Source organism: Bacillus atrophaeus, from assembly GCF_001584335.1.
Lineage (GTDB): Bacteria > Bacillota > Bacilli > Bacillales > Bacillaceae > Bacillus > Bacillus atrophaeus.
This window is the reverse complement of sequence record NZ_LSBB01000015.1, coordinates 1-10266: the sequence shown is the minus strand read 5'-3', so window position 1 is coordinate 10266 and position 10266 is coordinate 1. Positions and strand designations below refer to the sequence as shown.

Annotated in this window: 2 protein-coding genes; both read right to left on the bottom strand. The window is 47.5% G+C overall.

Annotated features, from left to right (window positions below; all coding sequences use genetic code 11):
• Positions 1 to 5804: non-ribosomal peptide synthetase (locus AXI57_RS08130; RefSeq protein WP_155724084.1), on the bottom strand; the 5804-nt coding region annotated here is incomplete at its 3' end.
• 25 nt (positions 5805 to 5829) lie between these two features.
• Positions 5830 to 10266 (bottom strand): amino acid adenylation domain-containing protein (locus AXI57_RS08125; protein WP_238380174.1); only part of this gene is annotated, 4437 nt, incomplete at its 5' end.

Below are 10266 nucleotides of genomic sequence, written 5' to 3'. Positions count from 1 at the left end.
CGGGTGATGACGGCTGCTTCTTGCACGCCTTCCAAGTTCCGGAGAGCTGATTCAATTTCGCCGGGTTCGATCCGGTAGCCGCGGATTTTGACTTGATCGTCCAAACGGCCGAGGAACTCAACCTGTCCGTCCGGCAGCCAGCGCGCCAGATCTCCCGTTTTGTACATCCGTTCCCCAGGATAAAAGGGATCGGAGAGAAAGCGTTCCGTCGTTAACTCGGGGCGATTCAGGTAGCCTCTGGCCACCCCATTCCCGGCGATATACAGTTCGCCTGTACAACCGGTCGGCAGAATCTGCTTTTTCTTGTTTAAAATATACAGCCGGAGATTGTGAATAGGTTTACCGATTGGAATTCGCTTCAGGTCTTTACCTAACGGACAATCAAAGTATGCTGCTTCTACTGTCGTTTCTGTCGGCCCATAAGAATTGGTCAATTCTACACCGGGCAGCAGTTCATAAAAACGGGAGACAAGATGTGCGCCCAGTTGCTCACCGCCGGCAAATACTCGCTTCAGGCCGTTAGGTACCATCGGTACAGCGCGATTTTTCACATATGCTAAAAACGCAAGCAGCATAGAGGGAACAAAATGAGCTGCCGTTATTCTTTTTTCTTCTATCACCTTTATCATCATTTCGGGATCCTTTTCGCCTCCTTGAGGAAGCAGAAAAACGGAAGCACCTGCGTACGGCCACCAGAACAACTCCCATATGGAAGCGTCAAACGAATAAGATGTCTTATGCAAAATCATATCCGATTCGTTAAGCGGATAGCGGGTTTGCAGGGATTGCAAAAAATTCACTGCCGACTGATGCTCGATCTGCACACCTTTTGGCGTTCCGGTTGAGCCTGATGTATAGATGATATAGGCTAACGAATTCGACCGTACTGACACATCGGGATTGATAAGATGATTCTTTTCTCGGCTGACATTTATGTTGAGATCTAGTACGTCACCTTCAAAAGACGGGATCTCGAAACTGCCGGATTCAACTAAAAGAAGCTTAGCACCGCTGTCCTTCAGTAAAAAGCGGATACGTTCTTCCGGGTACTCCGGATCGATAGGAACATAAGCGCCGCCCGCCTTCAAAATGGCATATATGCCAATCAGCATTTCCGGTGACCGCCTGCCTGTGATCGCAATGACAGTTTCTGATGTAACTCCCCTTTCAATCAGCTCCCAAGCGACTTGGTTGGCCCGTTCGTTCAGTTCTTTGTAGGAGATAACCTCCTCTCCGTAAAAGACAGCCGGCCGTTCTGGTGTTTTTGCCGCTTGTTTTTCAAGCTGGTGATGCAGTGTCTGAGCCAGCGGAAAGCTTGTTGTCGGAAGCGGACTGAATGATTGAATAAAGGTCTTCTCTTCTTCTTTTGTAAGCACGGGGATGTCGTCTAATTCTGTGTCAGGGCTGCTAACAGTATTTTCTACCAGTCTCAAGAAAAATCGCGACCAGCGCTGAATCGTTTCCTTTTCAAACAATGAAGTGCTGTATTCAAATTGACAATAAAGCTCTTCCTCGTTCTCCATTACATAAAGAGATATATCAAATTTAGATATTGGGTGGTCAACATCTGCGGTTTTAAGTTGCAAACCGTCTAATTGCAGCTTTTGCTGTTCCATGTTTTGGAGCGTAAGCGTCGTGTCAAATAACGGGTTGCGGCTCATATCCCGCTGGACACCGAGCATGTCAACCAGCTCTTCGAACGGGTAATCCTGATGCTCATAGGCTTCCAACGCCGTCTGTCGCACTTCCTGCAAGTATTCTGAAAAACGCTTACCGCCTTCAGGGTGTGTCCGGAGCGCCAGTGTGTTGACGAACATGCCGAGTATAGATTCAAGATCGGCATACGGCCGTCCGGCAATAGGCGATCCGACTACTATTTCTTCCTGTCCGCTCAGCCGCGCCAAGAATGCTGTATATGCAGCAAGGAGCGTCATGTACAGAGTACATTCGTTTTTGCGTGCAAGTTGTTTCAGACCGGATGTGATCTCTTTGCTGATGATGAATGAAACTTTGTCTCCGGCGAAGGTTCGCACTGCCGGCCGAAGCTTATCTGCCGGCAGTTCAAGCACAGGCAGCTCACCGCTAAGCTGATTCAGCCAGTAAGCTTCCTGTTTCTGATACGTGCCGCCACTTTTGAATTCCTGCTGCCACACAGCATAGTCTTTATATTGAATACGTAAGGGTTCAAGCGTTCGGTGTGCATACAAATCGCCGAATTCTCGAATCAACGTATGAACGGACACACCGTCTGAAATGATGTGATGCATATCGACCAAGAGCAGATGGCGTTCGTCTGTTTCCTTGATTAGGCCTGCCCGTAAAAGCGGGGCTTTGCTGAGATCAAAAGGACGGATAAAAGCCGCTGTCTTTTCTTGTTCACATAAAGCAAATGTTACTTTTGAATGAATGCGCTGGACCGGCTCGCCGTCTGTCCCTTCTTCAAAGGAGGTTCGAAGCGGCTCGTGGCGGCTGATCAGTTTTTTGAATACAGTTTCCAAACGCCCGCGGTCTAGCTTTCCTTCCAGTTCCAGTACCGCCGGCATGTTGTAGCCGACGCCGCCGTCTTCCATCTGCTGAAGCACATACATTCTCTTTTGCGCTGATGAGACAGGATAAACCTCTTGTTCTGGTGACGGCTCAATTGCCGCATACGGGTTTTCCTCAGCTTCCCGGACGACAGCAGCCAGACCCTCCACCGTCGGATGAGCAAACACTTCTTGAAGCGGCACCTTAACGCCGAGCTCCTTAGCAATACGGGAGACAAGCGCTGTTGCTTTCAATGAGTGTCCTCCCCGGTCGAAAAAGTTATCCCGGATTCCCACCGGGCCGTCTTTCAGCACGTCTTCCCAAAGTTGTGCCAGCTTCAGCTCCGTAAGATTTCTCGGTGCGGCATATTGCTTATCATCTGCGGCAGCTTCCGGTTCTGGAAGAGATCTTTTGTCGACTTTTCCATTCGGAGTCAGCGGTATGCTTTCCACCCATCCCCACTTTAACGGAATCATATATTCCGGCATTACTTCTGCAAGATAGCGGCGCAAAGCTTGAGAATCCAATCGGTTAGGCGCACTGTAGTAAGCACACAATTCATTTTCTCCGTCATGATCTTGCCTAATGATAACCGCTGCTTCCTTAATTTTCGGGTGATTCTGTAATGTCATTTCAATTTCTCCAGGTTCGACCCGGTAACCCCGGATTTTCACCTGATCATCGGTCCGGCCGATATATTCAATATTGCCGTCCTCTGACAGTCTTGCCATGTCGCCTGTGCGAAACATCGTGGCTCCGGGTCTGAAAGGATCAGGCAAAAACTTTTCGCGAGTCAGCTCTTCATTGCGGAAGTACCCCCTTGCCACGCTTGAACCGGAAATATACAATTCACCCGCGATGCCCTTCGGTTGAAGCTGTTTTTGTTTGTTTAAAATATACATATGCGTATGATCAATCGGTTTGCCGATTGGCGGACTTTCAGGGATATGCTCCCCCGGATGAATGCTATAAGCAGACACGACATGGGTTTCAGAAGGTCCGTAATGATTGTGTAACACCGTGTTGTGACGGCGCAGTACTTGTTGGAAGAGATGGGAGACCGTTAGTTGTTCCCCGGCCGTAATCAGATGCTTCACGCCATCAGGAAATGTGTTCGCGTATTCTTCCTCGCTGAACATCATTTTAATGAACGCAGTTGGAAAGAATACAATTTCTGCATTATGGTCGGCGATAAACGCAAACAGCTGAGAAACGTCTCTTTTGATAGGTTCAGGCACGATGTGGACTGTGCCGCCTCCAGCCAGCGTTGAAAATATTTCTTGATAACAGACATCAAAGGCAGGTGTGGCATATTGGAGCACGTTAGTCCGAAAATTAATTCCGGAGTTTGTGAATTGAAAGTGCAGCAAATTTGCCATGCTCCTATGTTCAAGCTGAACGCCCTTTGGTTTCCCGGTTGTGCCCGACGTATAAATGGTATACAGCAAGTCATCCGCTGTATTGACGGGCTTCACATTGCTTCCGTCCTCTTCCTGCGCACTTTCTTCCGTATATGTAACAGTCCTTAAAGCTTCCTCATTGACCGATTCCAACAAAGAGGCCAGGCTTCGGTGTGATACCAAATGTGAACAGCAGCTATCCTGAAGAATAAACCGGATCCTTTCAGGCGGATAATTTGGGTCAATCGGGACCAAAGAGCCGCCTGCTTTCAAGATTCCGAGGATACCGGCCGTTAATTCAGGTGAGCGTTCGGCCATGATGGCGACCGGTTCTTGTCTTCTTACGCCTCGCTTTCGCAAGATCCGAGCCAGTTTATTGGCGTTTTCATTGAGCTCTCTGTATGTTATTGACCGGCCTTGATAGGTGACGGCCTGCATATTCGGCGTCAGTTCCGCTTGTTTCTCAAACATAGAATGAATCGTTTGAAAAGCAGGTGCATCAGCTTCCTTTTTTCCGAGCAGCAGATGTTTCTCGCTGCTCGTTGTGATGTCAATTCCGGCGGGAGAGATATCCGGGTTGTCTAGAATTTGCGAAACCATATGAGTCAGATGCCCTTTGATCCCTAATATAAACGATCGATCGTATACACCGGAATCATAGCTCATTTTGATATGGATTTCGTCACCCGGCGCCACCATCAGATAAAAGCTGTAATTGGTTTCATCTGCCACTGAAAAATGATGAATCTGAAAGAGTTCTTGGGCATCATCGTGACTGTTCAGCATATCGATTTCATTCTGGACAGGATAGTTTTCAAAAACAAGAATATGATCAATCAGACCTTGCTTTACGGCAGAGTGTGCCTGTATCTCGTATAGGGGATGGTAACTGTGCGCTTCAGCAGCCAAAGCTTCTTTTTGCATCCTTTTCATCAGCTCGGAAACCGGCGTATCAGCTCCTTGCACACGTACTGGAATTGTATTGATAAAAAGGCCGACCATATTTTCAATCCCCTCAATAGAAGAAGGTCTTCCTGAGGTGACTGATCCAAAGACCGCGTCATCGGTGTTATTATATTTTTGCAGCAGAATGCCCCACAGCGTATGAAACAATGTACTGAGTGTTACCTCTTCCTTTACAGCCATTTCTGAAAGTCTGCTGCTGTCTTTTTTTGAGAACGAAAACGTGACATGCGCTTGTCCGCTTTTTTGCTTGTCCTTTGTTTTATTCTGTTTTGGCAGTGCAGTTTGCTGCTCATATCCGGCAAGATAACTTTTCCAGTAGGTTATCGCCTGCTCCTTGTCTTGCTCCATCAGCCAATTGATGTAGCTTCCGTATGGCCGGACGGGCTCCAGGGTTAAAGGTGAAGCGTTGATATGGGCAGCGTAAATTTGGAAAAATTCTTTCAGCACAATGCTGAAGCACCAGCCATCCATCACAATGTGATGAAAACTCCAGAGGCAGGTATATTGCTGTTTCCCAGTTTTCAGGAGAGAGATGCGCATAAGCACGTCTTTTTGCAGGTTGAATCCCTTCTCCCTGTCCTTTTCTTTATAGTTCTCGATGAATTCAGATTGACGGGATTCGTCTAAGTGAGAAATGTCCTCTTCTTGGACGGTTACAGTCCGCTCTCTGAGTACCACTTGCTGCGGTGCGGAAACATTTTGGTTAATGAAAATGGTTCTGAAAATGTCATGGCGTGCCACTAGGGCATTGATGCTGTCCTGAAAAAAGCGTGAATGCACTTCTCCTGCGATTGAAAATACGGCTTGCTCAAAATATGCCCGTGAGTCTTCATGCAGAAGGGAATGGAAAAGCATCCCTTCCTGCATGTAAGACAGCGGATAAATATCTTGAATAGAATTCGCTTTTGTCATGTTCATGTCTCCCTGTCACGATTTTCTACAGTTCTTGAACTAAGTCGGAAATGCTGTCCAAATCCTCCATTGTCAACGATTTACTGCTGAAATCGCTCAATGTCTTTTCTGTCTCCTGTTTGCCTGCGCAATGTTTCATAATGCTTTGCAAATAGTTTTGAATCCCGTTCAAAAGATGTTCCATCGTTTTTCTGTAAAATCGGTTTGGCGGATAGCTGAGATTAAAGTGCAGTTTGTTTTCCGCCGCCAATGCACTGATCTCTATTATTTGCTCACGCTGCCATGAGCGTGTGATGTCCTCCCCGCTTGCAAGCCCTGATAAGCTGAAGGTTTCTTGCTGCTCTGTATCGTTGAATTGCCCTAAGTAGTTAAATCCGATCTCGGGAGCTCCCCCAAACTGTATGCTTTTGTTCTCCGGCTTTGTTATATATTTTAAAATGCCGTAACCGGTCCCTTTCTGAGGTATTCGCCCAAGCGTATCTTTCACTGTTTTCACCGCAGTTCCCAACTCGCCTGACTCTTTTTGAATCTCAAGAAGCACTGGGTACATTGAGGTGAACCACCCGACTGTGCGGCTGATATCCACATTAGGGAGTATGTTTTCCCTTCCGTGTCCCTCCATCGCAATCCGAAGTTTGCTTTCCCCGGTCCAGTCCCGAATCGCTAATGCTGCTGCCGTAAGCAGAATATCTTGTGTATCTGTGCCATAAGCGTGATTTACTTTTTGAAGCAGGACGGTCGTGTCTTCTTCAGAAAGTGTAAAGCGCACTGTGTTTTGACTGCTGTCATTTGTATCATTGTGCTGCGGCTTTTCATATGGGAGTGCCGCTATTGTTTCCTCTTCTACAGAACGCCAATAAGCTTCTTCTTGAATCAGCTTGCTGCTTTGCGCGTAATCTTGGAGGCGTTCTGCGTACTCCTTATATGAATCTGTCTTGGGCGGAAGCTGAATGGATTGCCCAGCTGCCGCTTGATGATAGCCGGCAGACAAATCTTCAAGCAAAGTCCGCCACGATACCCCGTCAACGACTAGATGGTGAATTGTCAGGAACAAATAGTCTCCCGAAGGCGTTTTAAACCAGCCTGCTCTTAACAACGGTCCTTCTTCTATATTCATCCCTCTTTGAAGAGCTGCGACTTCTTTCTCAATTTCATTTTCCCAAGCTTCTGTATCTGAAAAATCTGAGGCGTTCAAAGTGTACAATTCTGTTTCATGAATATCTTGATTGATTTGTATTACATGTCCGCTCTCTTTGCGGTATATCATACGAAGTGCGTCATGGTGTTCCGCAAGCTTTTGTAAAGTCTCCCGCAGCGGTTTCTCTATCAATCTGCCGGAGTGAAAGAGCATCACAGACTGATTGAAATGGTGTCTGTCTGTTATACGTTGAGTAAGGAACCAGTGCTGGACAGGTGTCAATGGAACTTCGCCCTTCACCGGCCCTTGGTCAATCACTCTTTCTGTTTTGCGAATTACAGCAGATACATCTTTGATTCTCGGGTGCCGGAATAAATCGCTTGCCGTCATACTCCAGCCGTAACGACCAAGACGTGCAGATACTTGAAGAGCTTTGATTGAATCTCCGCCCAGTTCAAAAAACGAATCTTCAATTCCGATTTTCTCAAGGCCAAGCACTTCCTGCCATATCAGCGCAAGCTGTTCTTCAAGCTCACTTCGCGGCTGTACGTACTTTGATTTTGATGAGAGTTCCGGTTCAGGGAGCGCTTTTCTGTCCAGTTTCCCATTTGCGGTCAGCGGAAGAGCGTCCATTTCAATCATATATACAGGTATCATATATCCCGGTAATGTGCCGGAAAGCTGTGAACGTACTTTTTCAGCATCCATGTCTGCTTGCAAACTCATGTATGCGACTAACTCTTTGCTTCCAGACTGTCCCGGGCGCGCCAATACGGCAGCTTCCTTGACTCCGTCTATATGCCGAATCGCTGTTTCTATTTCACCAAGCTCGACCCGGTAGCCGCGGATTTTCACCTGCTCGTCCATACGCCCGGCATATTCAATGGTTCCATCCGGCAGCCAGCAGGCTAAATCGCCGGTTCGGTACATTCGTTCGCCAATTGCAAAAGGGTTAGGCACAAATTTTTCTTTTGTTAACTCAGGACGGCCAAGATAGCCTCTTGCTACTCCATCACCGCCAACACATAATTCTCCGACTGTTCCAATCGGCTGAAGCATTCCCCAGCTGTTTAATATATAAGCTGTTGAATTTCCAATCGGACGGCCAATCGGTATTGAATGCTCGTAGTATCTCTCAATCTCAAAGCAGGTTGAGAACGTCGTATTTTCAGTCGGCCCATATCCATTCCATATTGCCAGTGACGGACAGGCTTTCCGAATCCGATTGACGTGGCTGGCAGATAAAGCCTCACCGCCTATGATCAATGTGGACAGACCGGCAAACGTATTCTCATTCTGTTCGGTCAAATGATTAAAAAGAGGTGAAGTCAGCCATAATGTTGTGATTCCGTTTTGGTGTATGTATGTCTCAAGCTGATGAGAATCAAGGAACGTTTCTTTGTCGGCCATATATAGAGCTGCGCCATTAAGCAGCGGCCCGAATATTTCAAAAGTGGTTACATCGAAACCAAATGAAGAAGTCATCAGAAGCCGGTCTGAAGGTGTAACCTCAATATAATTGCTGTTTGTCACAAGACGAATGACACTTCGCTGCTCAATCATTACTCCTTTTGGTTTTCCAGTTGATCCGGATGTATAGATGATATAGGCAAGTGAATCCGGTCCGGCAAGTGATTCAAGGTTTTCCGTATCATTTCCTTGCTCTTGACTCTCTTCGATGAAAATTTGTTCATATTCTCCTTCTATATTTAAGAAATCGTTCCCGAGTTTTTCAGATTGAAGGAGAATTCCAGCCCCGCTATCTGACAGCATCCATTCTATTCGTTCTGACGGCGTGTCTTCTCCGATAGGAAGATAAGCCCCTCCTGCTTTCAAAATTCCTAATATTCCGGCCGCAAGCTCTGGTGTGCGCTTAGTCAATAAAGCTACGACACTTTCAGGACCGACCCCTTTTGCCCGGAGCACCGCCGCGATCCTGTTCGCCCGATTGTTCAGTTCATGATAAGTCAATGTTTGTCCATGGCTGACAACGGCTGCGGCATCAGGAGTTTTTGCCGCTTGCCTTTCAAAAAGGCGGCTGACTGTTTCATGCCTTGGATATTCCATTTTTGTACGGTTGAATTCGTGAATGATTAATCTTGTCTCATCTTCATCAACTATATTGATTTTCCCTAGAGTTACTGAATGATCTTCGGTGATTTCCCGGAAGATATGAATCAAGTATTTTAGCCATTGTTCTATTGTTTTTTTCTTGTATAAATCAGTATTATATTCCAGATGAAAACGGAGCTCCCCTTTGGGTTCTTCCGATGCATAAAGTGTCAAATCGAATTTGGACACTTTATGCTCAATATCAGCAGACCGAAGACGCAAATCTTCCAGCATCAGATTTTCATGATCTATGTTTTGAAGAGCGAACATGACGTCAAACAGCGGATTGCGGCTTGTGTCTCGATAAACGTCGAGCTTTTCGACCAGTTCTTCAAATGGATAATCCTGATGTTCATAGGCTTCCAGTGCTGTCTGACGGACTTCCTGCAAATAGTCTGTGAAACCCTTTCCGCCCTCCGGGCGTGTCCGAAGCGCCAACGTGTTCACGAACATGCCGAGCACAGGTTCAAGGTCTTCATGCGGACGGCCGGCGATCGGCGATCCGACCACAATCTCCTCTTGCCCGCTGAGACGGGCCAATAGAGCTGAGTAGGCCGCAAGAAGCACCATATACAGGGTGCTGCCGTTTTCCCGCGCGAGGCGGTTCAGGCCGGACGTGACTTCTTGGTCCAGAGTAAATGAGATCTTGTCACCGGCGAAGCTTCGCACCGCCGGGCGGGGCTTGTCCGCCGGCAGTTCAAGCACAGGCAGCTCCCCTCCGAGCTGCTTCAGCCAATAAGATTCCTGCTTCTGATATGTGTCGCTTTTTTTGAATTCCTGCTGCCATACGGCGTAATCTTTGTATTGGATGCGCAGCGGCTCAAGCTTCCGCTCGGCGTACAATGCCCCGAATTCCCGAATGAGCATATTGACTGAGACGCCGTCAGAAATGATATGATGCATGTCGACCAATAGGACATGACGCTCGTTTGTTTCTCTTACGAGTCCCGCTCTGAAAAGCGGAGCCTGGCTGAGATCAAAAGGGCGTATAAACGCATCCGCCGAGTTCTCTTCGGTCACCGTAAACGGCACCTCATGATGGATGCGCTGGACCGGCTCCCCTCCGTTTCCGGTTTCAAAGGACGTCCGGAGCGACTCATGGCGGCTGATCAGCGCTTGGAAAGCCGTCTCCATCCGTTTGCGGTCAAGCTTGCCTTCCAGCTCAAGCACCGCAGGCATATTGTAGCCGACGCCTCCATCTTCCAGCTGCTG